The sequence below is a fragment of the Eubacterium callanderi genome (assembly GCF_900142645.1).
GTDB classification, from domain to species: domain Bacteria; phylum Bacillota; class Clostridia; order Eubacteriales; family Eubacteriaceae; genus Eubacterium; species Eubacterium callanderi.
Genome location: NZ_FRBP01000004.1, coordinates 232,833 through 257,724 on the forward strand (window position 1 = coordinate 232,833; position 24,892 = coordinate 257,724).

The following is a 24,892-nucleotide window of genomic DNA, read 5'->3' on the forward strand; positions in this document are numbered from 1 at the left end:
GGGTTTTTTAGTGGCTTATTGTGGCTTATGATTGTTTTTTACCCACACGCCGCAGATAAAAGGCACTGAGGCCCACGTAAAGCACAAAGGTGACCAGAACAGTGGGGCTGACACCGCCTGCAGCGCCTGCCGAAGCAGACGGTGAGCCAGCAAGATACTCGACAGCCACCGCTGGGACAATGTCATTGACCGCGTGAAAAATCATCGGCCCCACAAGATTGCCTGTGCGCAGATAAATCGTGGAGAGAAACAGGCCCATGCCAAAGTTGCTGATCACCTGAGTCAGGGTGTAGGAGAGATCTGCCTGGCCGATGAGGTTAAGGCAGTGGGCCAGAGAAAAAATAAGTCCGGCGATCACCGCTGTTTTGATGGATGAACTGCGGGAGGCGCCCAGGCCGTTCTTAACAAGGTTGACCACGCCAGCCCGAAAGACCAGCTCTTCAAAGAAAGCAACCGAGGTCATAAAAACAATTTGAGCCAGCAGCCAGCTCCAGCTAATCCCTTTGTCCGAAACATTGGCAGAGATAAACGAAAGTGCCAGAATGCCAGCAAAAAGTAGAAAAAAGGGCCAGGCGAGTAAAAGGGATTTTCCAAGTCCCTTTCCGGTAAAGCCCAGCTTTTCTGCAACCTCAAGCTTCAGGAGCAGTAAAATCATAAGGGCTCCCAGAATAAAGCGTATGGCCGTGGCCGATAAAATACCAGGCAGCCCAAGGCCTCGGATTAAAAGTACCTCAAATCCAAAAAGAACCGCAATGGCGGCAACACCGAGAACAAGGGCAGCGAGAATACCGTGCCGGCGGCACCCGTTTTTCAGTAAGTCCATATGAAACACTCCTTTACTCAATAATCTGTTTCTATTTTATGCTAAATAAACAGGCCTGTAAACAAAGACTATGCAAACGGTCGTTACTCGGTTTAAACGGTATAAAGAAATGGTTTGAATTATGATATAATAAAAATAATTTAGAACAATGAATATAAGGAGAAAACGATGAAAAAGCAAAAAACATCAACGGTTCTGCTGCTTACCCTGCTGCTCACCATTTTGTTAGCCACACCAGCGCTGGCACAGCAGGCCGCAGTGGTGGATAAAACCGGCCCCAATTACGAGGGAAAAGTGATCATGGCCGAAAACCTGAATCTGGGCATTGGCTCAGACGAGGAGCTGGCCAAAACACAGAACACCGGTATTCCATCCAGTGCATTCGGGAGAAGACCGGGAAGCACAGCAGACAGCACACACATCGAAGAGCCGGAAAACAGGGACGCGCGCTGCCTGACCATGGCACTGCCACAGCATGATTACCCGGAACTTTCCCGGGCGCCAGAGCCCAGAAACGCTCAGCCAGAGGAATATAAAACAGGGGACACCAAAACCATCTATTCCGATTATTACGCAGACGGCAGCGGCAGCTTTACCGCCGAGGTGGCCGCCGTCGGAAAAACCTGTACCATCTGGCGGGATACCGCCCACCGCGACCAGCTGAGCGATGAAGCTGCCCAGGATTACGCCGATGCCATCGATACCCTCATCCACGATCCGCTGGAGAATGCTTTTGGTGGATGGAGCAATGCAGACGTAGACCAGGACGGCAAAACCGCCTTTATATTCTACCCCATGGACGGCAATGCGGGCTATTTCTATGCGGCTGATCTCTACACAAAAGAGCAGGCCGAGTGGGCTACCGGCAATGTGATGGATATGTTGAACATGAACATTAAGAACACATCCAATGTTATGACCACACTGTCCACCCTGGCCCACGAGCTCCAGCACCTCATCAACTATGCCCAGACCGGAGGCGACAGCGACAGCTGGCTTAACGAGACCTTTTCCCAGAGCGCCATTGCCATCGCCGGGCTGGCCAGCACCGAAACCGTCTATGAGGTGCCAGCCTTCATCAATTGGACACAGGACAAAGGGTACACACATCCTTTTATCTTTAAAGAATGGTATGTCCCAGGTGGGAGCGAGGCTGGAATCCCCTACGGCAGCTGGTACCTTTTTGGCCGGTATCTGGCTCACCAGACCCAGGATCTGGAAGGCGGAGGCGACAGTATCTATCAGACCATCACAGATGTCAATGATGGCAGTACCAGGCTTAAAGATATCGAAGACGCCCTTGTTTCCATTGGTTACATGGGCGAAGGAAAAACAGTGGCCGATATGGATGAACTCATCACCAACTATAACCTGGCCCTGTACCTCAGAGAGCCCTCCGGGCCCTACAGCCTTTCCGGCAACGCCCAGGAGCCCTCAAACCTGGACGGCGTGCAGGTCGGTCGGCTGTTCCAGACACCAAATGCCCCAGAAGCCCTGCCCGGCGGCGGCGCGGCCAGCTGGAGCCTGATTAAGGGCGACGACAGCGTCACCCCTGTGGCCTTCGGCCCCAATGTTCACTTTGCGGGCATCACTACTGAAATCATGGAAGGAGCTGCTGCCGAACCCCGTTCAGGCATACTGCTTTATGGTGACACCGTTCGTCTGAGTACTGCCGATGAAAACGCCGAGATCCGTTACACCCTGGACGGCAGCGATCCGGTCAAAAACGGCATGGAATATACCGAGCCCATCACCATGACCCAAAAGACCACGCTCAAGGCCTGTACAGTACAGAGCAGTGGAAATTATTCCCCGGTGAGCACCTGGGAATATCAGGTTAAGACTGGCGCCGTCAGTGCCAGTGTGCCTTCGGGGCGGGTAGAAACCGGCACCCCGGTTACCCTGAGCTGCGCGACGCCGGGCGCAGAAATCCGCTATACCGTAGACGGCAGCGAGCCTTCGGCCACCAACGGAGCCGTCTATACCGGACCCGTCACCATCAGCCAGACCACCACCCTCAAAGTCGGCAGCCTGATGCCCGGCCGCAGCGATGTGCTGCCCGGCGACGTGCGCACCTTTGCCTATGAAGCCGGCCAGGGGATAGGTGACCGCTATGAGCCCAACAACAGCATCACCGCCGCCACAGCATTCAGCTTTCCAGGCAGGCTTGAGGGCACCATCCACAATCCCGAGGATGTAGATGTTTACGCCTTTACACTGGAAAACAGCGCAAAGCTCAGCCTGACCCTGACACCGCCCGACGGCGCATCCTTCAGCCTGACCCTCTGCGACGAAAAGGGCAATATCCTCAAGGAATCCGCCTATGCGGGAAAGAGCCAGAGTATCCGCTACAAGGCGGCCTCGGGCAGATACCTGGTAAAGGTAGCCGGCATGGACGGCAGCGCCTCCGAGGTTCAGCCCTATACCTTAAGCCTGACCAGAGAGATGGAGGAAAGCGCAGTTAAAAGCCTGGATATGTCCGAGATGAACATGCTCACAGCCTTGACCGATAAAAGTGACACCGGCAGCGACTACGCCTGGGATTGGGGCTTAGAGGGCGGCGGACATTTCCTCATGTCCATGGCCTATTATTCCCATTGGAACGGGCCTGTCAGTGAAAGACTGGATCCCTTTAGTGAAACCGGCCCTTTTAATTATCAGAACCATTCCGGACAGGCCGAGTACCATGTCCAGAACGCACTGTACCTGCCCAATGACCAACGTCAGAGCAGCATCGAGCACATTAAAAACGCCGTGTACAGCTACGGCGCGGCCGATATCTACATCATGTCTGCCAATGCCTACTGGACCCTGGACAAGGTAAACCTGTACGTAGATAAGAATAACTACGATTATGAAATAAAGGGTCACGACGGCGGCCACATCGTCACCATTGTGGGCTGGGACGATGCCTACAGTAAAGAGAATTTCAAGGGATGCCCAGAGCTGGCAAAAGCCTGGGGCTACGAAGATGTAAGCATCCCGCAGCCCGAAAGTGACGGAGCCTTTATTGTTAAAAATTCCTGGGGCGATAACGCAGGTGAGCAGGGGTACTTTTACCTGTCTTACGAGGATGCCTTTATGCTGAACAATAACCCGACCGTCTACATGGCCGACGATATGCCCGACAACTATAACCACCAGTACATCAACGATCCTTACGGCACTTTTGATTTCTGGACATTGGGCGATGCCTTCACAGCCACCGAGCGGTTTGTCAACGAAAAGGAAGCGCCAGAGCTACTAAAAGCCGTGTCCTTTGTGACCGGCACAGCCAATACAAGGTACGAGATCAGCGTGACCCAGAACGGCGAGACGAAAAAAGTGGCCGAGGGCGTCAAGAAATACCCAGGCTTCTACACCGAACGGCTGAACCAGTCCATTACCATCCCACAGGGCGGCACCTTTGACATTAACGTGAGGGTTGAGAGTACCGTACCGGGACAGAGCACCAGCATTGGCGTCAGCCTGAGAAAAGAGGGAACCACCAGCGGGGTACAGCCCAGGAGCGATGTGGCCTTCATAACCTTAAACGGTATGACCGAGGACGTTGGAAAAAAAACCATCTTCCCCAATATCCGAGCCTATACCTGTGACGTCAATACCCACGCCTATACCGAAAGCGGCATAAACACCGAAGCGGCAGACCAGAAAACAGAGGCGGCTTCGCAGACACTTCCTGAGGGAGCATTGCAGAATGTCGAGATCACCGGGGAGGATACCGCCTCCGTCAACGGCGCGGTGGCCCTTTCCATCAAAGACTCCGGCAGCGCCCAGGCCCCAGCGAGAGATCTGCCCGCCAGGTTTGACCTGAGGGATACCAGCACCCTTACCCCGGTGCGTAATCAGGGAGCCACATCCGCCTGCTGGACCTTCGCGGCCACCGCCTGTGTCGAAAACAACATCGCCCGGACCGGCGGCTTTGCCACCGACTACCCCACTGGCATCAGCCTGAGCGACAGTGAAAAAAACGTCCTGCTCACAAAAGACGCACCAGAGCAGCCCGTCACCCTGACCGCCCGCCTCACCGGGGCCGACAGCCCGTCAAGCACCCGGATCAACTGGAGTGTAACCGGGGATGTGGACAGTGTGCGCCTGGACAGCACCTTCAGCCAGAACGGCGAGAGCGTTCCAGTGCTCACCGCCTTAAAGCCCGGTGTGGTCACCCTGACCGCAGCCAGCGATGCCGACATGACCGTTACAGCCAGCTGCACCATCACCATCACCGCCCAGGGCGTGGAAACCCTGAGCATCAGCCCGGCCGCCCTCACCCTGAACAAGGGCGAAACCGGAAAGCTCACCGCCCAGACCGGCCCCAAGAGCGCTGTGAATAAAACCGTGCTCTGGGAAAGCGACCACCCCGAAATTGCCAACGTGGACGCAGACGGCAACGTTACTGCCATCTCCGGCGGTAAGGCCACCATCACCGCTAAAGCAGGCACCGCCGTTGCCACCGCCGAGGTCACCGTCAAGGGCACCCCGGCCATCAACCCGGGAGCAGACAGCCCAAAAACCGGCATTATTCAGGACAGCACCCTGTCCGCAGCCCTGTGCGCAGGGCTGCTGGCACTGTTTGCGATCTGCGGTCTGGCCTATAAAAAACAATAGAATGAATACCGTCATTAAGGAGAAGAAATGAAGAAACGATTTTTAGGCATACTGCTCAGCCTGCTCATGGCATTTTCAGCCCTGCCACTGCCAGCCCTGGCGCAGGAGAGCAGTCCGGCAGACTACGGAACCCCGGGAACCGACTATGTGGAGGGCGAGGCCATTGTCTGCGTGAGCGGCGGAGCCGGAGCCTTATCTGGCAGAGCCCAGCGCCGAAGCGCCGGGCCCTCCTACAGCGCTGAGACCCTCATGAACCTGGACAGTAGCCAGAACGCAGGAGAAGCCGTCCCGGCGATGCTGCGCGCCGCAGAGCCCCAGACAGAAGACACGCTTGTCCTTGTCAAAACACAGGACGGCAGCAGCACCGAAACCCTCATTGAGCAACTGAGTGAAAACCCGGCCGTGCGCTTTGCCGAGCCCAATTACATCCTGAAGGCAAACGCCGTGGATGAAAACACCTATGAGGATATGAGCGCCCAGCAGTGGGGGCTTGCCAACAGGCGCCAGAATCACGCCGACCTGAATATCGCGCCGCTGTACCAGTCTGGTGAGAAGGGCAGCGAGGAGGTTGTGGTGGCCGTTATCGACTCAGGCATCGACGCCACCCACCCCGATCTGGCCCCGCAGATGTGGGACAGGGGGCTTGATTACCCTGAGCTTGCCGCCATGGGCGGGGGAGCGTACGGCATGGTCACCAACGCCAACTATGACGATACCCGGAACACCAGTGACGACAACGGACATGGCACCCACTGTGCAGGCGTTATCGGCGCGTCCTGGAACAGCCAGGGAACCCAGGGTGTCTGTGCTGATCTGCGCCTCATGGCCCTCAAATATCTGGATCAGAACGGAAACGGCAATGTGGGCTGGGCCGTCAGGGCCTACGCTTACCTGTCCAAGGCATGTGATCTGGGAGTAAACCTCAGGGCTGTCAACAATTCCTGGGGCGGCGTATATATCAGTAGCGCCGTCAGGGCCGCTGTGGATGAGCTGGGGAAAAAGGGCGTCGTCTCGGTTTTTTCTTCGGGGAATAATGCCCAGAACACGGACGAAAATCCGCGCACCAGCCTCTCTTCAGCCCAGAGCCCCTACGCCCTCAATGTCAACGCCATGGATGAGTACGGTCGTCCCGCCTCCTTTTCCAATTACGGCGCCTACAGCACCGACATTTATGCCCCCGGCGTCCGTGCCCTGTCCACCCTTCCTCAGGATAAGGCAGAGTACAACAGCCTGCTGAGCCGGGACAGTCTTGTTTATACAGGCTTCGAGAAAGAAAACAGTGCCACCGACAAGGCCGATATCCCAGACGCCAATGGCAACGCCCTTACCTTCTATGCTTATGATGATACGAAGGAATACAAGCTGGGCGAGCCTTTTATCGCAGCCGGGCCGGATAAGGTGGCCTATGGCGCCAGCGCCCTGGACATAAACCCAGGGAAGCAGAAAGTCACCCGGATCATCTCCGCCCCCATTACCCTGGGGGCGCCGCAGGAAGGGCTGAGTCTCTCCTTTACAGCTACCGCCTCGGATTTCAGCGCCGTTGAGGTTTATATTCACAACCTTGCAGATCAAAAGACCTACACGCCAAAGCTTTATAATTGCGCCGGCTTTTACAATGAGGATGGCAGCGTTCTCTCCATCACCGATGGCGACTGGGTTAACAACACGGCAGCGCTTGAAGCCGGGTGGGTGGACACCCCCTTCCAGATCGAGATCGATTTGTATGAAGCTTCCGACACCAATGTCCCCACCTATATGGACACCGTAGGTATCGGCAGCCGTAAGGTGCCTTACGGCACCATGAGCGGCACCTCCATGGCAGCGCCCGCGGTTACGGGTGCGGTTGCCCTGCTGTCCGCCGCCTATCCCGATGAGGACGCCGGAAAAATCAGCGCACGGATCAGCGGCGGAGCCAATCGGAGCCTGAACGCAGCCATGAACAGCCAGTGTATCAGCGGCGGCAGCCTGGACACAGCCAAGGCCTGGCAGAACCCCGATCCAGCGCCCAGACATTTTGTGCAGGATACCGGCAGCCTTACCATCGACGGCTATTTCTTTGGCGAGGATCAGGGCAGGGTAGAAATCGGCGGTGCAGAAGCCACCGTTACCAGCTGGTCCGATACCCATATCACCGCAGCCCTGCCCGAGGGTTTTGAAGCCGAGGGCATGACCGAGGTGCGCGTCACCCGGTCAGACGGCAGCTTGGGAAGAAGCTATCATTCATTTACAGCCAGTCCGGCCCAGTCCGCCTTCCAGGCGCTGGCCCTGCCTGCCGAGTCTCCGGATTACACGGGCTCCATACTCGAAAAAGCAGGCACTGCCGGCGGTTTTATGGCCGCCACAGGCCAGAAGCTCTACTATCTGGGAAGTGACATATTCAACGAATCCAACTATGCCGGAATCACCGATTACGCCACAGAGCTCTGGTGCTACGATATTCCGGGCAATGTCTGGCAAAAGCTTGCCAGTCTGCCAGACGTCCCCTATAATTTAAATGGCTTCTGCGCATGGGAGGGAAAATTATACGCCTTGGGTGAGTACCAGCCAGACGAGGACAGCGGCGAACAGTGGGTTTATACCTATGACCCCGAAACCGGCGCCTGGAATGAAGGCCATCGGGTGGATACCCATTATCCTTTGTGCGGCGGCCTCATCAATTATCAGAACAGGCTGGTTATTGTCGGCGGCCTAAACCCATGGGAGGCTGCCGATACCGCGGGCCTGTATGCCCTCGATCCAGAAACCGGCAGCCTCAGCCAAATGGAAGGCGCCTGCCTGCCCGAGAAAATGTCCAATGTCAATATTACTGTCGGCGGTGCAGACCGGGAGCAGCTTATCATCAACGGGTATAGTCAGCTGGTTGGATACATGCTCATCGATGTCAGAAAAACCTGGCGGTACGATGGTCAGAACTGGGCGGAAACCATCATACCTGAGAATACCGCGCCCACCGGAACCACTGCTCTTGGCGGCACCAAAAGCGGCGCCCTGATCACAGGGTACAGAAGTACCAGCGAGAGCAGCCAGGACACCATCGGCATGAGCCCGGATGGGGCAGTCTTCATACAAGACAGTTTTTATCCCACCGCGTCCTGCACTTTTTACAGGGGCATCGCCTACAGCGGACATTACTATGTGATGGCGTCCGCCTCAGACACCTCCAGCCTTGTCTTTAAGCGTATGGCCGCGGATACGGCCGAGCCGGAAGAGCCCGTCGATCCGGAGCCATCCCCCAGTGTGAAACCGGCGCCGTCCGAACCCCCGGCCAACAGCAGCCAGAACCCCGGGGACAATGCAGGCACTGGCCTCACCGGACAGCAGACAGCTCTGGCCGCCGCCCTGCTCACACTCGTCGCCCTGGCAGGATTGGCCCTTTGGAGAAAGTTTATGTAGGGAATTAAGCCGTCAGGCAGCCCCCGCGGCACGACGGGGCGTCGTGCCCTACATGTCAATAAAGAATCGGCAGAAACTGGAAGCCTTTATTCAAAAACACGCAGACTAGTGCGGATGAACCATCCGATTCCGTTTATTGCCCGGGCCACCGATTTAAGCGAAAAAGAAATAGAAGAAATCAAAGCGAGTATGGAGTCCTGAAGGTAGGGAACCACGCCCCGGGGTCTGCCCCCGAGCTGTTTGATCTGCCTGACAGCCTTTCAGACGCGCAAACAGCCCGGTTTTCCACATAGTGAAAACCGGGCTGTTTTTATGTCTTAATCCATAAAGCTGTTAAGCTTTTCTGTTTCTGCGGTAGAGGATAAAGCCGCCGCTGGCTGCCAACAGGAGGACGGCCGCGATGGTCAGACCCATGCCTGCTGTGGTGTCGAAGAGCCCTGTTCCCACGTTTTTGCCGCCGCTGGTAACATTCTGTCCGTTATCATTGGCTGGGGGCGTGGCGCCGGAGCCTTCACCGGTGCCGGGGTCGCCGCCGGAAGGCGTGTCTGGGGTTACGGCCATATTCAGCACATAATGAGCGCCGTTGTTGCCGCGGGGCGCCGAGGTGGTATCAACGGTCACAGCACCTGGGGTGTTTAGCACTGCTGCGTCAAGCTTTGTGCCCTCCTCATAGGCCTCGCCGCCCACTGTAATAACTGCCTCGCCATTCTCTGTCTGTGCGCTCAGGCTAAAGGCTGCCGCGCCCTTGGGCAGGCTGATGGCTGCGGCCAGGTCGGTGACGTTCTGGCTGCCGAGGGATTGTCCCTGGGCGTCAAAGGACTCGCCGCCCAGAGTGACCGCCGGAGCCGTGTCCTGATCGACTGTAAAGGCCTTGATCATAACATTACCAGGGTAGGCCTTGTTATCCCCACCAATAGGTATCACCTGAAATGCGTTAGTAATGGTTTCATCGGTAATATCCTTCCATACCGGCACCGGCGCTTCAGCCTGATCAGTAAACAAGGTGTTAAGGCCGTAGACAAAACTCTGTCCAGGCGCATTGGTCGCTGTCTGCTGAGTATAGTAAGTGTAGACGGTCTGCCCGTTTTTGTCCTTAACATCAACCGGTGCAGCATTTTTCAACCCTATCTCAATGGGGACACCGTCGTGGTCTGGATAGGTAATGGTCTGGACAACGGAGAAATGCTCGCCGGCCTTTAAGCTAATAGGCGTTTCAGATCGGAGCTCAAGGGTGTAGTAGCCCGTATTTGAGAACGTGTCCTCCTGAGTATATACAGGAGCGCCAGAAATAGGACTGCTGGTATCTGGCACGCGGTAGATCTCCGTGGTAACCGTCGCGTTGGCGTCATTGGCGGTAAGGGACACAGCCTTTAAGACCTCAGCCTTGTCCGCCGTGAAAATGTTGGCAACCTTCAGAGGAATATTCTGGGCTTTAGCAATTTGTCCGACAAACGTATCAATATTTACAGCAATGGCGTTCTTGTTACCTAAATAGTCGTACTGATAGTTGTTGTCATAGTCATACAGGCCCATTTCGCCGCTGTCGGCTGTGCAGCTGGCGTACATGGTCATAGTGGCGTCATAGTAGGACAGGTAAAAATACCCATCAGTGCCCCATTTGTCGCTCCAGCTATTTTTGACAATCCACGCACCGGCTCCTGGCGGTACAGTGGTGAAATTCTCAGAATTGGCTGTAAAAGTGTCGTCCCACCCCACAATGCTCACGCCGTGGTTGGGAGCCATAAAGGTATCATGGTAGTAGGCGCTTGTATCGCGCTTAAAGTAAGGGCTGGGAGAGGGATTTTCTTCGGTAACATCCTCCGGCTTAGATTCGTCAGCGTTAAACATTACCGCGACGGCTCCGTTGCTCATGATTTTATCCTTGACTGCGTTTACGACAGCACCAACCTGGGTCATATCGGTGCTGCCGGATTCCCTGTTTACTGCGCCCATGATTAGCTCCATATCCTCCAGATGGTAGGCATTGTCATTGATCTGGCTGTAAGGGACAGACCAGTCGTCTTTCGGGTCAAAATAAGAGACATCGTAGAGGCTGCCATCATGGCTGGGGACTTTACCCATAACGGTATTTCCCTGAGCGCCTTGATATGGGATTTCCTTCTCTGTGCTGGCCCCATACCAGGTAGAAAGCTGAGCGCCAAACCCGTAGAAATTGCCGCCTGCATCGTATAGCTCATTGGCGTTCTTTGAGACAATGGTGGTTCCTTCCTTGTTTTCAGGCGTTGTGTTCTGCGCCTGATAGGTGAACCAGGTCGCAGCCTTTTCAGACAAATCGATACCTGCGGAGGCTTTGCCTTCAGATAAAAGGTTGGATTCCACAGAGCTGATGCCCGCAAAGGCCCAGCAGGCGCCCCAGGGGTTCTGGAACTTTACCGGGGTGGAAAAGCCTTTTTCTCTCAGATCATATTTATCTGGATAGCCCATTCGGTTTTGAACGGGTGCAGATGAAGTACTGGGCAGATTGTCCATATCCATCACAATACCGCCGTGCTGTTCCAGATTCATGGAGAGGCCCGCCCCTTCAGGCAGAGCAGACGCAAAAACCGATGCGCCCGGCAGGGCCAGGGCTGCGGCAAGTGCCAAACCGACAATCCGACTGATCAAATGTTTCTTTTTCATATCTATTTCCTTTCTGATAACGGTTAATTCTATTCTAATATAACCAATATCAGGAGTAAACAGTGATTATGTAAACAGTCATTTTATTATGTAAACGGTCGTACAAGAAAAAGAAAACTTAAGAATTAAGAAAAACATGAAGATACAATGGAGGTACATGATTAATTTTGTGTCCGGAAAAATTATGAAGTTAAAAGCCATTTGGGTATAACGGTCCAAAGGCAGATAAAAAGTAAAGGAGCCTGATCAAATGATCGAAAAAATAACCATGAAAGAATGGCTGTCCCGGCGTGTGCCAAAGGTGAAGAGCAGCAGCCTCAAGACCTACCGAAGCTATGAGCGCGCTCACATCCTGCCCTCTCTGGGGAATATCCCCATAAGTGAGGTGGGGGCCATGCTGCCAGCCTTCAGTGTGCAGCTGGCCGAGCGCCTGGCCCATAAAACCGTGCGGGATATCCTCACCTATGTGCACACCATCCTGAGGGAGGCCGAGGCAAAGGGGCTGGCCGAAGCGTCCAACATGCCCAAAATAACCATGGAACCAAAGGAAAAGGAAGTGCTCACCTACAGCGAGCAGAAAGCCCTGACCGCCCGGCTCAGACAGAGCGCCGCCCCGCTGGACATGGCCGTGCTGCTGGCACTGGCCACCGGGCTGCGCCTGGGCGAGGTGGCCGGCCTGCGGCACAAAGACATCGATCTGGAGGCCGCCGTCCTGCGGGTGCGGCGCAACAGCCAGCGCGTCTATGACGGCCATGACGGCCACACCCCCCTTAAGAATACCACGCCCAAAACCCGGCGCAGCCGGCGGGACATCCCCCTGCCCAGAGCCTTTGTCGCAGTACTGGCCCGATACATGGAAGACCGCGAGGGGCAACCAGCCGCCGCGCCCCTCATCGCCGCGCCGGGCGGCAGCGCCTACGATCCGCGCACCATCGAGCGCCGCTTCGATAAGCTGAAAGCCGAGCACGGCCTGAGCTCAGGCGTCACCTTCCACAGCCTGCGCCACAGCTTCGCCACCCGGGCCCTGGAGGCAGGCGCCGACATGCGCACCGTGTCCGACCTGCTGGGCCACAGCAGCGTGGCCTTTACCATGAACTGCTATAGCCACAGCGCGACAAAGCTCAAGCGGGAGCAGATGGAAAAGATCAACGAATATTTTTAAATGCAATAAAAAATGCCGTTAAGTTGGGAACTTAACGGCAAAAATATAAGTAATATTATTAATAGAATAGCATAAGGGTGAGAAATCTGCAAGTGTTAAATAAAAAACAAAATAGGAAATTAAGCCACCCCTAAATAGGGGAGGTTTTTTGAAATAAACATCAGTATTCTCTTTAAGCTGTCGTTAAGTTCCCAACTTAACGGCGTAAATTCCTGAAAAAGCTTAAAATAACCTGAGAGATCAAGAGAGGATATAGAAGATGAAGGCAAAGCTCAAAGACAAGCGGCTCCTGCTCACCGCCGTATTTTTCTGCGCCCTGGCTGCAATGTTTTTGTGGTCAACAGAGGTAAAGGCAGCGGGCGAAACCGGCGACTTTACCGTGACGGGTGGAACGTTGGGGACAGATTATAGCTATGATAGCACAAGCGGTGTGCTCACCGTCAACGGCGGCGCGAATCTGACCATCAAAAATACCAACCCCGGCACGGCTACCGGCAATCGCATTGTGGTCGCTGGAAATGCCAGCATTACCCTGAGCGGGGTTAACATCGAGGTGAGTGGGGGATCGTCTTCCTGCGCCTTTAATATCCAGACAAGCGCGAGCGTCAATCTGACGCTGTCAGGCGAGAATACTTTGAAAAACAGATACGGTGGCGGGTTGTTTGTGCCGGAGGGCGCGGCCCTCACCATCGGCGGCACGGCCGGCAAAGACAGCCTCACGGCGACCAGCGGTAGTGTGGGGGCAGGTATCGGCTTCGGCAATTATGACTCATGCGGTAAGATTACCATCACTGGCGGCAGTGTCAAGGCCACCGGCGTTATGGGTATTGGCGGCTGGGGTGATAAAGGCGACCAAACAGTCGAGATCAAAGGTGGCGAGGTCGAGGCCAACAGCATCGGAGGTGGATCCACTGCGGTGGCGATTAGCGGCGGTACGGTGACCACAAGTGAGAACATCAGCAGCTCCGGTTTGATGACAATTAGCAGCGGTACGGTCAAGGTTGGAAAAAACATCAATAGTGGCACCGGTACGGTAACGATTACCGGCGGTACGGTGACTACAGGTGAGAACATCGGCGGCACCGGTTCGGTGACGGTTAGCGGCGGTACCGTTGATACCCATAATATCACGGCCAACACGCTTGCCGTAACGAACGGCAAAGTTACAGCAGAGACTGGCATCAAAGGCGGCACCCTCAATGTGAGCGGGGGGACGCTTACCGCTAGTGGCGAAAATGAAAAAGCCGCCATCAACAGCGATGTCACCATCAGCGGCGGCAGTGTCACGGCCAACGGCGGCAGCACTGCTGCCGGTATTGGCGGCAACAATGGAGAAGCCGGTAAAAACGTCACCATCAGCGGCGGTATGGTCATCGCCACAGGCGGCACCGGAAATGGACTGAGCGGAGCCGGTATCGGAGGCGGTAATAAGGAAGCTGGCGGCAAGGTCACCATCAGCGGCGGCAAGGTCGTCGCCAAGGGCGGCGACTACGCGGCGGGAATCGGCGGCGGCCGGGATGGAAAAGGCGCTGACGTCATTATCACCGGCGGCAGCGTCAAGGCATCTAGCATCGGTGGAGGAGGAGCGTACGGCGGCGCCGGTGGCGGTAGCCTGACAGACGGCAAGGGCAACAGCGTCACCCTCAAAACCTTCACCTTACAGGATAGTAGCGGAAGTCCCGTTACGGATACGGCTATCGATGCTTTTACAATCCCCACCTACGGCATCAAGGACGTGCGCACCGACACTGAGGGCAAGCTGTATTTCTACCTGCCCAACAGTATCACGGACGGCACCCCGGTCACCGTCACCGCGGACAGCACAGGATATGAGGGGAGTGTAAGCGGTTCAGCCACGCTCAAACCCTTTGCCGGCGACATCGACCTGTCCCAGGGCTCAGGCAACCTGTACATCTGGGGCGACGGCTATATGCGTGGAGGCAGCGCGAATGAAAGCGCCAAAAAGACCTACACCGGCGATTACACCCTGACCGGCGGTACAGCCGAATCAGCCACTGCCAACACAGTCACTGTCATGGGCGACTACAACGGTAACCCGGTGAGCGGTACGGAAAAGACCATCACCCTGAACGGGGTCAATATCGACGTGAACAGCCAATCGTATGCCTGCGCCTTTAGTATCCAGGCAGGCACAGGCGCGGGCACAGGCGCGGACGTCAATCTGATGCTTTCAGGTGGCAATACCCTGAAGAGCGGCTCATTCGCTGCCGGACTGGGCGTGCCGGAAGGCGCGTCCGTCACCATTGACAGCGTGCCCGACACGGGAAGACTCACTGCCACCGGAGCTGACGCTGCAGCGGGTATCGGCGGCGGTAATAACAAAGCCGGCGGTACCGTCACCATCAACGGCGGTATAATCGATGCCATTGCTGTATCGAGACAAGGCACAGGCGGCGGAGCCGGTATTGGCGGTGGAGCCAGCGGTGCAGGTGGAGATATCACGATCAACGGCGGCAAGGTCACGGCCGCTGGCTGCAACAGTGCGGCGGGCATCGGCGGAGGATATCGCGGAGCCGGCGGAGCGGTCACCATCAACGGCGGCAGCGTCGTAGCTAAAGGCGACGGGGCGGGCATCGGCACCGGCGACCAATACACCAGCAGCGATTTTGGAACGGTCACCATCAGCGGTGGTACCGTTACGGCCACGGGCGGCGACAGTGCGGCGGGCATCGGCGGTGGCTATCAGGTATCTGGGGAAGATGTCAAAATTACCGGCGGCAGCATTGCGGCGATGGGTGGTAGTGGCGCAGAAGCCATCGGCCACGGCACCAACGGCTCCGGATCTGGCACCCTGACAGACGGAAGTGGGAACGACGTCTATCTCAACACGCTCACCGTAGGCGAGGGCGGCCAAAGCATGGAAATTGCTGTGGAGAATGAAGTCACCATTGACGGCGCCACCAACTATGGCACTACAGATGTCACCACTATGGATGGCGGCAAGCTCTATTTCTATCTGCCAAATAACACCACCAATCCGGAAATTGCCGTCACCCACGACGGCACCACCTACAGCCGGAACTACCAACGAAACAGTGCGGCACGGGCCAATACCTACACCGCCACCCTCCTGCCCCCGCCCACCTACACCATCACCATCCCGGAAAAAGTGGATTTTGACAGCCCAACCTACCAGCCAGCGGGGAGCGGGCAGTACAACGACAAAACCTTTGAAGTCATACCGACAACCCTCACCAACCTGACCGACGGCCGCGGCCTGAGCGTCATGGTGAAAGACGGCGGCACCAGTCCCAGCACCGGCACTGATTATCAGCTGACCGGTTCAGATTCAAGCGACACCCTGAATTATCAGGTCTATCAAGGCGCCAGTGCCACAGGTAGTGCTTTAGATGCCGCAGGGGCGACCCTTGTAAATAAATGGGAAAAAGCCGCGGGCGGCAGTTTACCAAGCGCCCAATCCGGCACCCTGCGCCTCGACCAAACCCAGATCAAGTACAGCGTCAGCTACACCGGCACCCTGACCTTCACCGTCAACGTGGTGGACAGCAAGTAGGAGGAGCTCATGAAAAAACAGACAAACATCCTGATTATTGTGCTGCTGGTACTGCTGACCGCTGCGGGCGGCGTGATCGCCTGGCTGGTGACCCATCGTCCCGACCCGTTGGCGTTGGAGCCCAACGTGGTCGCCCTGACGCCCACCCCAGCCGGACAGACCGCGCCAGACGGCATCCAGATCCCCGGCTATCCCACCTTAACTGTGGACAGCGCCACCGGTACGGTGAACACCGTGTTCCAAAACCCCGAGGGCAACCGCTGCACCTTTGAGCTCACCCTCACACGGACCGACACCGGCGAAGAGCTCTGGCATTCCGGCAAATTTAAACCCGGCACCGGCATCCAGAACCCAGCCTTAACCGTCACACCGCCGCCCGGTACCTACCCCGCGGCGCTCACCTATACCACCACCAGCCTGAAAGACCAAAGCCCCATGAACGGCGCCGTCATCAACACCGAGCTGGTCGTCAAATAAAATCTAAGAGAGGATAAAAGAATGAAAATCAGAAAAACACTCACCACTCTGGCCCTTGCCTGCCTGCTCACCGCGACATTGGCCGCTCCCGCGCTGGCAGCAGACCCCACCATTGTCTCGCCAGCCACAACCGCTGGTTCAGCCGTGAACGCAGCAGTCGATAATGCCTACACGGTCACCATTCCAGAAAAAGTTGATTTCGGAAAATTGACTAAGGATTCAACCGGTGACGCTTTGATTAAAGATTTGACCGTCAGCGCAGCCGGTGTTGTCATTCCAGCCGATAAAAATCTGAATGTTACAGTAAAAGGCGATGGAACGAGCGAAGCCTTTACCATTGACACAGCCGCTGGCGGGATCATAGGATACAATGTCTATAATACGGTGGATACCACCGGAACAGGCGTCACTACCGGAGGAACTTTTAAAGATTTTGAAGCAGGAAAGCCCTCCACTACACAAACTGTCAATGGCAAGGTCAAATTGAAAAACGCACCCGTCCATTCCGGCGATTATACCGGCACTCTCACCTTCACCTGCACTGTCGCAGCACCAACCCCATAAAAAGGAGACCATCATGAAAATCAAAAAAGCCCTCATCCCGCTGGTCCTCACCGCCCTGCTGGCCCTCGCAGCCACCCCGGCTCTGGCGACCGAGATCGAACAGGGAACAGCAGCACCGACCTACACAAATACCGGCGACACCAGCGTCACCGCCAGCGTGGACACTACCTACACCATCACCATCCCGGACAGTGATACCCTGAAGTTTGAAAAACTGACCGGCACCGCCGAGGAAGCCGCGCATACTAAAACCTTTAACGTGAGCGCAAAGGGCGTCACCCTGGAACCCGGAAAACAGCTCAACGTCACCGTTTCCGGTGAAAACAATGATTTTAAAATGACCAACGCTGCGCTTTCGTCCGTCAAGCTGCCCTACACCATCACCCCAGCTGCCGGCTCAGCCCTGAGACCCGGCGGCACCATCGCCAGCTTTGCAAACAACAGTACCGAGACGGTCATCAGCACCCTCATCGTCAACGCCCCCACCATGGGCGCAGGCAATTATTCCGACACACTGACCTTTACCTGCACCGTCGCAGATAAAACCCCATAAAAAAATGGAGAATGGAGAATTAAAAGAGCAAAATGCCGCGCATTTTGAAGGGAAGAATGGCCGCAGGCCGTTCTGATCAAATCTGCAAAAGCAGATTTGCACCAGAATTTTCCATTTTCCATTCTCAATTTTCCATTATTAAATCCTGACAAGAAAAAAGGAGATCACCATGAAAATCAAAAAAGCCCTCATCCCGCTGGCCCTCACCGCCCTGTTGGCCTTTGGCGCAGCGCCCGTCCTGGCTGGTGATATTATAAGCCCGGCCACCACCGGCACCGCCGACCTCCGTGCTCAGGTCGATGCCACCTACACCGTGGTTATCCCAGCCTCCATGACCGAGGACAAAAGCCTGAAGGGCGGCACCAACACCATCGGCGCCCTGAGTGCCACCAGTCTGAACCTGGAGCCTGGCACCAGTCTCACCTGTACCCTCAGCGGCGATACCCTGACGCGTGAGAATGGTGTGGAAACCCTGGCTTACAACGCCCATTTCGGCACCGACCAAGCCGCCAAAACCACCACCCTGGCCGAGAGCGCCAGCGTTGACGTGAACGTGGAGGTAGACAGCGCCCGTCTGGCCCAGGCCAAAGCCGGCACCTACCGAGGCACCCTGAACTTCACCCTGAGCGTGCAGTAGGAGAGCGCCATGAAAAAGCTTCTTTCCATTCTGACCCTCCTGCTGGTTCTGATCGCCGGCCTGAGCGCGCCCGTGCTGGCCGACGAGGTGAGAGGCACCGAGCTGCAGCTGATCGTTACCGAAACACCTACGCCAACGCCCGAGCCCACAGTGACACCTGCGCCAACGCCACCAGAAAATTCAGCGCCCCAGGAAAGCCCACTCACTGAGAATCCTGTCCAGACAGAGGTCAGGAACCCTGTCACAGGCAACCCCATGACCCTGAAAGAAATCGGGGTGGCGGGCATGGCAGTGGCTGCGCTTATTCTGACAGCCTGCATGGCCGCGGCACAGCATAAAAAGAAAATTCACGTAAAATAAAATAGCAGAAAATGGGACAACGGCTGTCACCCATCAAAACACCGAAGGCCACATACCGATATATGTATGTGGTCTTCGGTGTTTTTTGCACAAAAAACCGAGAAAAAGGAGAAAAAATGGCATTTGCAAAACGTTTGAGAGACCTGCTGAAAGCACTGGAACTGGATCTTAAGACCTACCTCAAAAAGCACTACGAGCTCTTTGAGGCCGTGGATACCGGCTATGTGGCCAAAGACGGCAGAGAGCACCTGACCGAGCTCATCTACCACGGCCACAGCGGCCATGTCTGCCGCTATTGCAGGCGCGCGCTCAAAAAGAAAACCCTGCGCCTGGTGGAAAAGAACGGCAGAAACCATGTGGTCAACGGCCTGTCCAAGGAAGTGGAGGACTCCGACGGGCACCTGTACGTGCTATGGGTGTGCAGCTGCGAGTATGGGCACTGCGCCAGACGCCAGCGCGTACTGCCTGTTTTTGCAGCGCGCTGGATGCGCCACACCCTGTTCACTGTGGCCCAGACCCTTTTACATTTGTTTGAAAACGATGAACTGGACGCAAAACCCCTGAAACCGCGCCGCGGCCGGCCCGTACTTACCATGCCTTTTTACGGGGAGCTGAGCACCGTGTACCGCTGGCGGCAGAAAATAAAAATAATTTTTAATTCATGATAATAAAAACACGTTCGCGCGTCCGTTAAAACCACAAATTCCTGTAAGATAGAACCATCAGCAAGAGCAAGAAAAAATTGCACCGCTGAAATCAAACCATTATATTTTACAGGAGGTTTACAATGAATCGTAAACAGACAACCCCAAAGTGTGAAACGGACAAAAAAGTGTTGAGGCCATGGTGTGCTTCGTGCGCCCTGAAACAGGAGGACCGCCTTTTAGGCAGCTTCGAGACCCTGCCTGATGTGGATAAGGGCATTGAGCTTGTCTTTCTGGATAAGCAGATAAAAGTCCTGGAGCAGGAATTTGCCGAAAAAGCCAATATCTATCTGAAGAAAACAGAACCAGAGCCAGAGGGCTGTGCAGTGGCAGACACGGCGTGCAGTGTGGAGGAACTGGCCGAAAAGCTGCAGGAGTACGGCGTCGATATTGGCAGAAACCAGCTGTTTAAATGGCTGCGGGACAATGGTTATGCCCGCTACAGCAACGGCAGCGCTTACCAGAACCTACCCACCGAGGAAGCCTTAGAAAAAAACTATCTGATCACGGTACAAGTACCCTATCGAAAAAAAAGAACCGGGAAACTCATGCACAGCCTGCGCATCCGGGTGACCCCTTTGGGTCAGGATTTCTTTGGCAGAGCCCTCATGGCAGAGTACGGCACAGCATCCAAGGCGGTGCGCCAATGAGTCACGATTGCCTGAACCTTGAAACCTGCTTCTGCCATACCGCCTATATTTTTGGCAAAAGCCATGAGCCCCTGCGCGCCATGATCGTGGGCGGCCGCTCCCTGGCCTGGCATATGGAGGACCTGGCCGCCCTGCTGGGCCTGGACGATGAGGACGGTTTCCTCGATAAGCTGCGGAACAACCGGCGTGTGGGTGTATGGCGCCGCCATTTTCCCTCCAGAGAGGACCCGATGCGGCTGGAGGTCATGGAGTTTGTGGACATCGGCGGCATGTGCGACCTGCTGCAGTACGCCCGCGACAGCGGAAAGCTCACCCCGGACGAGGCAAAGGACTGGCACTTTTTCCTGGACGGCTTGATGATCATGCAGCTGCGAAAAAGCCAGGGCTGCGGCACCGCGCACCTGCTCTTTTCCACCCGATGAATTACCTGACCGAGCTGCTGGCCTTTTACAAATGGCTGGAGACGCACCCCCTGAGCCCGCTGCTCCAGGCCTACTGGCACCTGCTCATGTATTACAACAACAAAGCCGCTGTCCGGGCAGAGGACGGTGGCTGGCACTGGCCCGTAGATTTCAAGGTGCCCAACACTGTGCTCATGCCCCTTTTAGGCATCAAAGACCGGCGCGTACTGCTGAGACAAAGAAAGTACCTCATAGACCACGGCCGCGTGACGTACCAAAAGGACAAAGGCCAGTGTGCAGGCACCTACCGCCTGGTGCCCTTTGACAGAGGCCTGAGCATGGCAGCCCTCAGGGCAGAGACAGGGGACAGCGTGACACAAATCTGGACACAAGCTGTCCCGCCCCCTGTGACCGGAGTGTCCCCGTTTATAAATATAAATAATAAACATGCTTCTCGATTGTATTCTAATCAGGAGGACGCGCCGTTTATGCCCCAGTTCAATCTGCTGCCCCAGATCACCGAGGAGGAGAAAGCCGCCATCCGGGCAAAGTACCCCGGCGACGACGTGGCCGCCTTTAACGCCATCTGGGCCGCGAGGGAATTAAAACAAATGGAGAATGAAGAATTGGAGGTAACAACATGAATCAATATGGCAAAGGCCCGGCCATCATACGCTGTCGCCGGGCTTACCTGGTCGAAGCTGAGTGCCGGATGCAGGCCGGCTTTTACGCCCGCAGCGCCGAGGAGGCCGAGGATGCCTTTAACGAGCTCAGCGCCGCCGTTGAAGACCGGTTTCCCGGCCTTGTGCTTGAGATTACAGACGTCTATGAGGACGAATAGGAGGCTTATTGAAAGAAAAATACGCGTTGATCGACACCTGGGTCCAGGAAGCAAAAAACAATGACAAAGCAGCTAAAGAGCAGCTGATCAACACCTTTAAGCCCCTGATCCTGTCCGTCATGCAAAAATACATCTACGACACAGACGCCTATGAGGACGCCCTGCAGGACGGCGCCCTGGTCGTGATGGAGGCCGTACAGGCCTACGACCCGGATTTAGGCGTCGTATTCCCCTTTTATCTGAAAAACCGCCTGTTCCATCATTTTGTCAATGCGGCCAAAGCCATCAAAAAACAACAGGAAAACGAGCGCGCCGTCACAGGCGGTGGGGAGGATGGGGAAAACAGCCTGGAACAATATCCAGATGCTGGGCCATCGCCAGAAAAAGAAATGGTCAGACAGGAAAAAAACGCAGTGCTTGAGCAGATGCTCGCAGAAATAAGAGCAGAAAGAGCAGACGTTATCCGGCTGCGCTACTTTGAGGAAAAAAGCCTGAATGAAATCGCCCAGATACTGGACATTAGTCCTTGCCTGGCCGGCGTACACGTGCATCGGGGAATAGAAGCCCTAAGGAAAAATAAGCACCGCCTGCAATAAGAATAATCTTTCAATAAAAACAACCAAAGCAGCAAATTTGGTTGTTTTTATTTTTTTTGAAATAACTGTAAAATTTCCACCCTTTTTTCCATTGTAAGAGTGTAAGGCAAAACGCCGAAACCAAAAACAGGAGGTAAGCACATGGCAATTGAAAAAACAGTGGAATCGGTAGGGATGAAGATCACCGTCAATCATGGCGAAGTGGGTGGAAAGATCGTCAAGGCCTCCAAGACCTACGGCGACGTTAAAGAGGGCGTGACCGACGACGCCTTTGTGGCCACCGCCAAAGCCATCACCGGCATGCAGGAGCCCATCCGGGAAAAGCAGGTGAAAGTGACGGCCGAAGAGATGATCGAAGTGGCTTAACAGGATTGGAACCCAGAGCACAAATTAAAAAACCAGGAGGAAACAAAACATGGCAGCAACAACCAGCAAAGATTTAACCATCACCTTTCAGCGCGCAGACGGGAAGGATCATAAAATCACCATCCCAGATTACAAGGACGGCATCACCGACGCCGAGATCAAAACCGGGGCCCAGGCCATCGTGGACCAGGGCGCCTTTGAGCCCGACGGTTTTGCCCTCGCCAAGGTCGTGGGCGCAGTGCGGGTAGACACCACCAAGACCGACGTGGCAGTGGAGTAAGAGAAGCGGTAGAAAAGGGCGAAAGCCCTTTTTTAAGTGGAAGCTTAACCGTTGATACAGAAAGGAGATTCCATGAAAAGTGTGCACAAACGTATTTTTATCCTATTAATAGCAGTGCTAATCATTGCGGCCAGTGGTGTGTTTTTTAAAAGTTTTCAGACAGGGTCAGAGGCGTCAGTTCTCAAGCCATCGCCCCCGGCACCTCAGCAGGAGCGCGCGCCAGAGACCAGCGTACCAGAACCAGAGCCACCGTTACCGCCAGAGCCCGAACCCCTACCCGACGGGGCCGTCATCGACCACCCGCTGCCTGAGGACCCCATCCTCACCAACGGCCCCTGGGCCTCGGCCCACTTCCTCATGGACGAGTACGCCTGCGACTGCGCGGGCTACTGTGACGGCTGGCCCGCAGCCATGGACCCCGAGCTGCTTGAGAAAATCGAAGCGCTTCGGTGTTATTTTGACCAGCCCATCATCATCACCTCCGGCGTTCGCTGTGAAAGACGCAACGCCGAGGTGGGCGGCATCCCAAACTCCTGGCATCTGTCCGGCCACGCGGCCGATTTGTACTGCCCGGGGGTACCTTATGACGAGGTGGCTCGGGCGGCCAGAGAACTAGGGCTTGGGGTCATCGAGTACCCGGACCAGCAGTTCGACCATTGTGAAATATGGCATTAAAAGGATGTCCCGTAACAGGGACGTCTTTTTTTGTGCAGCAAAAGCACCATGTTATAAAAAAGCTGTTCAACAGCTAAAAAAGAGGTTATAATGAAGAAAAAGAAGAAAAAATGAAGGAGTATCAATGGAGAAAGAAAACTTTATCGAACGGTTCTGGAAGGTCAAGGCCTCGGGCTCAACCGTCAGGACTGAGATCATTGCCGGGTTTACGACCTTTTTGACCATGGCCTATATTGTTTTTGTCAATCCGGCTATTATTTCGGCGCCGGCAGGGGTGGATGCCGCTTATTTTTTTGGGGCGGATGCCCAGACGGTGCAGTCTGCACTGTTTGTGGCCACCTGCCTCTGTGCCTGTATGGGGACGCTGCTCATGGCTTTTCTGGCAAGGGTCCCCTTTGCCCAGGCGCCGGGTATGGGGCTCAATGCTTTTTTTGCCTACACCATTATGCTGGGCATGGGCAAAACCTACGCTGAGGCTCTGGCCATTGTGCTGATCTCGGGCCTGCTGTTCATTGTTTTAACGGTTACAGGCCTGCGGGAGGCCATTGTGCGGGGGATACCGGCCAATATACGGGTAGCCATATCGGGTGGTATTGGCCTGTTTATTGCGTACAGCGGCCTGAAGAACGCAGGGCTGCTTAAGTTCACCCTGGACCCGGGCAGCTATCTGGTAACCGACCCGTCCGCGGCCACGGGCCAGAGCACTGTAGTGGCCAATGCCTCGGCGATCCCGAGTCTGGTGGATTTTTCGTCCTGGACGCCTGAGACGGCCGGCGCGGCCCTGGCGCTTCTTGGGCTTATTATCATCGGGGTGCTTTACGCCCGCAAATGCAAGGGGTACATTTTCATTGGGATTGTTGTTACAGCCATCATCGGGATTCCCCTTGGCGTCACCACCTTACCGGCATCCATTGATTTCAGCCGTATCGGCCTGCAGTTCCAGGACTGGGCCCAGGTTTCACTGCTGCATCTGGATTTTTCATCGCTGGTTCATGAGGGCAGCCTGGTGGGCACGCTCTTTAATATTCTGATGGTGGTCGTGGCTTTCTCGCTGGTCGATATGTTCGACACCCTGGGGACCATCATCGGAACTGCCCAGCAGGCGGGCATGCTGGACGAAAAGGGTGAGTTCCCGGCGCTCAAGCGTACACTGATGGCCGATGCCTTTGCCACCACAGCCGGCGCGCTCATGGGCTCCTCTACGGTCACCACCTTTGTGGAGTCCAGCACTGGCATCTCGGAGGGAGGCCGGACAGGGCTGACTGCTCTGGTCACCGCGGTGCTCTTTCTGGCGGCGCTGGTGCTGTCACCGGTGCTGGAGATTATCCCGGCTGCGGCCACTGCGCCGGCGCTCATCTTTGTGGGCGTGCTGATGGTCGGCCCCGTCAGAGACATTGATTTTACGGACATCACAGAGGCGATCCCGGCCTTTGTCACCCTATTGTTTATGCCGCTGACCTTCTCCATCGCCGACGGCATTGCCTTTGGGCTCATTACCTATGTGCTGTTAAAGGCTCTGACCGGGCACTACAGAGAAATTCAGCCGGTGACGGCGGTTCTGGCGCTTTTGTTTATCGTCCGGTTTTTATTCATGCAGTAAAAAGAATTGGGTGCTTTCCAAATCATA

At 55.6% G+C, this 24,892-nt stretch carries 21 protein-coding genes; 19 read left to right on the forward strand and 2 right to left on the reverse strand.

The window, feature by feature from the left end; translation table 11 throughout:
- Nucleotides 1-25: 25 nt before the first annotated feature.
- The gene (locus tag BUC22_RS06635) at nt 26-823 is read right to left on the reverse strand and encodes a CPBP family intramembrane glutamic endopeptidase (protein ID WP_013379546.1); all 798 of its coding nucleotides are present in this window, start codon (nt 821-823) and stop codon (nt 26-28) included.
- 168 nt (nt 824-991) lie between these two features.
- Between BUC22_RS06635 and BUC22_RS06640 the strand changes: the two genes are divergently transcribed.
- Both BUC22_RS06640 and BUC22_RS06645 read left to right on the forward strand, forming a co-directional pair.
- Entirely contained in the window at nt 992-5,431 is a 4,440-nt protein-coding gene (locus BUC22_RS06640; RefSeq protein ID WP_013379548.1) for a chitobiase/beta-hexosaminidase C-terminal domain-containing protein, read from the forward strand.
- 27 nt (nt 5,432-5,458) lie between these two features.
- Entirely contained in the window at nt 5,459-8,824 is a 3,366-nt protein-coding gene (locus BUC22_RS06645) for a S8 family serine peptidase (protein WP_013379549.1), read from the forward strand.
- Nucleotides 8,825-9,157: 333 nt separating this feature from the next.
- Here BUC22_RS06645 and BUC22_RS06650 read toward each other — a convergent pair whose 3' ends face one another.
- Complete coding sequence (locus tag BUC22_RS06650; protein WP_013379550.1) at nt 9,158-11,464, reverse strand: C1 family peptidase; 2,307 nt, start codon at nt 11,462-11,464, stop codon at nt 9,158-9,160.
- Nucleotides 11,465-11,714: 250 nt separating this feature from the next.
- Here BUC22_RS06650 and BUC22_RS06655 point away from each other — a divergent pair, with 250 nt between their 5' ends.
- The 17 genes from BUC22_RS06655 to BUC22_RS06735 all read left to right on the forward strand — a co-directional run bounded on the left by BUC22_RS06655 (nt 11,715) and on the right by BUC22_RS06735 (nt 24,865).
- Nucleotides 11,715-12,626, forward strand: a complete 912-nt coding sequence (locus BUC22_RS06655) for a tyrosine-type recombinase/integrase (protein ID WP_013379551.1) — start codon at nt 11,715-11,717, stop codon at nt 12,624-12,626.
- A gap of 259 nt (nt 12,627-12,885) precedes the next feature.
- Nucleotides 12,886-16,161, forward strand: a complete 3,276-nt coding sequence (locus BUC22_RS06660) for a beta strand repeat-containing protein (RefSeq protein WP_073382619.1) — start codon at nt 12,886-12,888, stop codon at nt 16,159-16,161.
- A 9-nt stretch (nt 16,162-16,170) separates the two neighbouring features.
- Entirely contained in the window at nt 16,171-16,638 is a 468-nt protein-coding gene (locus BUC22_RS06665; RefSeq protein ID WP_013379553.1) for a hypothetical protein, read from the forward strand.
- Nucleotides 16,639-16,659: 21 nt separating this feature from the next.
- Nucleotides 16,660-17,202 carry a hypothetical protein gene (locus BUC22_RS06670; protein ID WP_013379554.1) on the forward strand — a complete coding sequence of 181 codons (543 nt, stop codon included), beginning with the start codon at nt 16,660-16,662 and terminating at the stop codon, nt 17,200-17,202.
- Nucleotides 17,203-17,215: 13 nt separating this feature from the next.
- Nucleotides 17,216-17,755 carry a hypothetical protein gene (locus tag BUC22_RS06675; RefSeq protein ID WP_013379555.1) on the forward strand — a complete coding sequence of 180 codons (540 nt, stop codon included), beginning with the start codon at nt 17,216-17,218 and terminating at the stop codon, nt 17,753-17,755.
- Nucleotides 17,756-17,924: 169 nt separating this feature from the next.
- Nucleotides 17,925-18,392 carry a hypothetical protein gene (locus tag BUC22_RS06680; RefSeq protein WP_013379556.1) on the forward strand — a complete coding sequence of 156 codons (468 nt, stop codon included), beginning with the start codon at nt 17,925-17,927 and terminating at the stop codon, nt 18,390-18,392.
- A 9-nt stretch (nt 18,393-18,401) separates the two neighbouring features.
- Nucleotides 18,402-18,752 (forward strand): hypothetical protein, encoded by a 351-nt coding sequence (locus tag BUC22_RS06685; RefSeq protein ID WP_013379557.1) that lies wholly within the window; start codon nt 18,402-18,404, stop codon nt 18,750-18,752.
- A gap of 116 nt (nt 18,753-18,868) precedes the next feature.
- Entirely contained in the window at nt 18,869-19,417 is a 549-nt protein-coding gene (locus BUC22_RS06690) for a hypothetical protein (RefSeq protein WP_041689834.1), read from the forward strand.
- Nucleotides 19,418-19,539: 122 nt separating this feature from the next.
- Nucleotides 19,540-20,106 carry a phage antirepressor KilAC domain-containing protein gene (locus tag BUC22_RS06695; RefSeq protein ID WP_013379559.1) on the forward strand — a complete coding sequence of 189 codons (567 nt, stop codon included), beginning with the start codon at nt 19,540-19,542 and terminating at the stop codon, nt 20,104-20,106.
- On the forward strand, nt 20,103-20,528 hold the full coding sequence (locus BUC22_RS06700) for a hypothetical protein (RefSeq protein ID WP_013379560.1): 426 nt from the start codon (nt 20,103-20,105) through the stop codon (nt 20,526-20,528). Before BUC22_RS06695 ends, BUC22_RS06700 begins: the two co-directional genes overlap by 4 nt.
- Nucleotides 20,525-21,151 (forward strand): hypothetical protein, encoded by a 627-nt coding sequence (locus BUC22_RS06705; protein ID WP_013379561.1) that lies wholly within the window; start codon nt 20,525-20,527, stop codon nt 21,149-21,151. Before BUC22_RS06700 ends, BUC22_RS06705 begins: the two co-directional genes overlap by 4 nt.
- A complete protein-coding gene (locus BUC22_RS06710) occupies nt 21,148-21,348 on the forward strand; it encodes a hypothetical protein (RefSeq protein ID WP_013379562.1) in 201 nt (66 codons plus the stop codon). The genes BUC22_RS06705 and BUC22_RS06710 overlap by 4 nt, the downstream gene beginning before the upstream one ends.
- A gap of 8 nt (nt 21,349-21,356) precedes the next feature.
- Complete coding sequence (locus BUC22_RS06715) at nt 21,357-21,944, forward strand: RNA polymerase sigma factor (protein ID WP_013379563.1); 588 nt, start codon at nt 21,357-21,359, stop codon at nt 21,942-21,944.
- A 141-nt stretch (nt 21,945-22,085) separates the two neighbouring features.
- A complete protein-coding gene (locus tag BUC22_RS06720; RefSeq protein WP_073382621.1) occupies nt 22,086-22,310 on the forward strand; it encodes a DUF1659 domain-containing protein in 225 nt (74 codons plus the stop codon).
- 49 nt (nt 22,311-22,359) lie between these two features.
- On the forward strand, nt 22,360-22,590 hold the full coding sequence (locus BUC22_RS06725) for a DUF2922 domain-containing protein (protein ID WP_038351040.1): 231 nt from the start codon (nt 22,360-22,362) through the stop codon (nt 22,588-22,590).
- 72 nt (nt 22,591-22,662) lie between these two features.
- Nucleotides 22,663-23,265 carry a YcbK family protein gene (locus tag BUC22_RS06730; RefSeq protein WP_013381463.1) on the forward strand — a complete coding sequence of 201 codons (603 nt, stop codon included), beginning with the start codon at nt 22,663-22,665 and terminating at the stop codon, nt 23,263-23,265.
- 124 nt (nt 23,266-23,389) lie between these two features.
- The gene (locus BUC22_RS06735) at nt 23,390-24,865 is read left to right on the forward strand and encodes an NCS2 family permease (protein ID WP_013381461.1); all 1,476 of its coding nucleotides are present in this window, start codon (nt 23,390-23,392) and stop codon (nt 24,863-24,865) included.
- Nucleotides 24,866-24,892 lie beyond the last annotated feature (27 nt).

Bases quoted from the DNA above. Each gene is read 5' to 3' on its own strand.
- BUC22_RS06635 (WP_013379546.1), bottom strand. From the start codon at position 823: ATGGACTTACTGAAAAACGGGTGCCGCCGGCACGGTATTCTCGCTGCC.
- BUC22_RS06640 (WP_013379548.1), top strand. From the start codon at position 992: ATGAAAAAGCAAAAAACATCAACGGTTCTGCTGCTTACCCTGCTGCTC.
- BUC22_RS06645 (WP_013379549.1), top strand. From the start codon at position 5,459: ATGAAGAAACGATTTTTAGGCATACTGCTCAGCCTGCTCATGGCATTT.
- BUC22_RS06650 (WP_013379550.1), bottom strand. From the start codon at position 11,464: ATGAAAAAGAAACATTTGATCAGTCGGATTGTCGGTTTGGCACTTGCC.
- BUC22_RS06655 (WP_013379551.1), top strand. From the start codon at position 11,715: ATGATCGAAAAAATAACCATGAAAGAATGGCTGTCCCGGCGTGTGCCA.
- BUC22_RS06660 (WP_073382619.1), top strand. From the start codon at position 12,886: ATGAAGGCAAAGCTCAAAGACAAGCGGCTCCTGCTCACCGCCGTATTT.
- BUC22_RS06665 (WP_013379553.1), top strand. From the start codon at position 16,171: ATGAAAAAACAGACAAACATCCTGATTATTGTGCTGCTGGTACTGCTG.
- BUC22_RS06670 (WP_013379554.1), top strand. From the start codon at position 16,660: ATGAAAATCAGAAAAACACTCACCACTCTGGCCCTTGCCTGCCTGCTC.
- BUC22_RS06675 (WP_013379555.1), top strand. From the start codon at position 17,216: ATGAAAATCAAAAAAGCCCTCATCCCGCTGGTCCTCACCGCCCTGCTG.
- BUC22_RS06680 (WP_013379556.1), top strand. From the start codon at position 17,925: ATGAAAATCAAAAAAGCCCTCATCCCGCTGGCCCTCACCGCCCTGTTG.
- BUC22_RS06685 (WP_013379557.1), top strand. From the start codon at position 18,402: ATGAAAAAGCTTCTTTCCATTCTGACCCTCCTGCTGGTTCTGATCGCC.
- BUC22_RS06690 (WP_041689834.1), top strand. From the start codon at position 18,869: ATGGCATTTGCAAAACGTTTGAGAGACCTGCTGAAAGCACTGGAACTG.
- BUC22_RS06695 (WP_013379559.1), top strand. From the start codon at position 19,540: ATGAATCGTAAACAGACAACCCCAAAGTGTGAAACGGACAAAAAAGTG.
- BUC22_RS06700 (WP_013379560.1), top strand. From the start codon at position 20,103: ATGAGTCACGATTGCCTGAACCTTGAAACCTGCTTCTGCCATACCGCC.
- BUC22_RS06705 (WP_013379561.1), top strand. From the start codon at position 20,525: ATGAATTACCTGACCGAGCTGCTGGCCTTTTACAAATGGCTGGAGACG.
- BUC22_RS06710 (WP_013379562.1), top strand. From the start codon at position 21,148: ATGAATCAATATGGCAAAGGCCCGGCCATCATACGCTGTCGCCGGGCT.
- BUC22_RS06720 (WP_073382621.1), top strand. From the start codon at position 22,086: ATGGCAATTGAAAAAACAGTGGAATCGGTAGGGATGAAGATCACCGTC.
- BUC22_RS06725 (WP_038351040.1), top strand. From the start codon at position 22,360: ATGGCAGCAACAACCAGCAAAGATTTAACCATCACCTTTCAGCGCGCA.
- BUC22_RS06730 (WP_013381463.1), top strand. From the start codon at position 22,663: ATGAAAAGTGTGCACAAACGTATTTTTATCCTATTAATAGCAGTGCTA.
- BUC22_RS06735 (WP_013381461.1), top strand. From the start codon at position 23,390: ATGGAGAAAGAAAACTTTATCGAACGGTTCTGGAAGGTCAAGGCCTCG.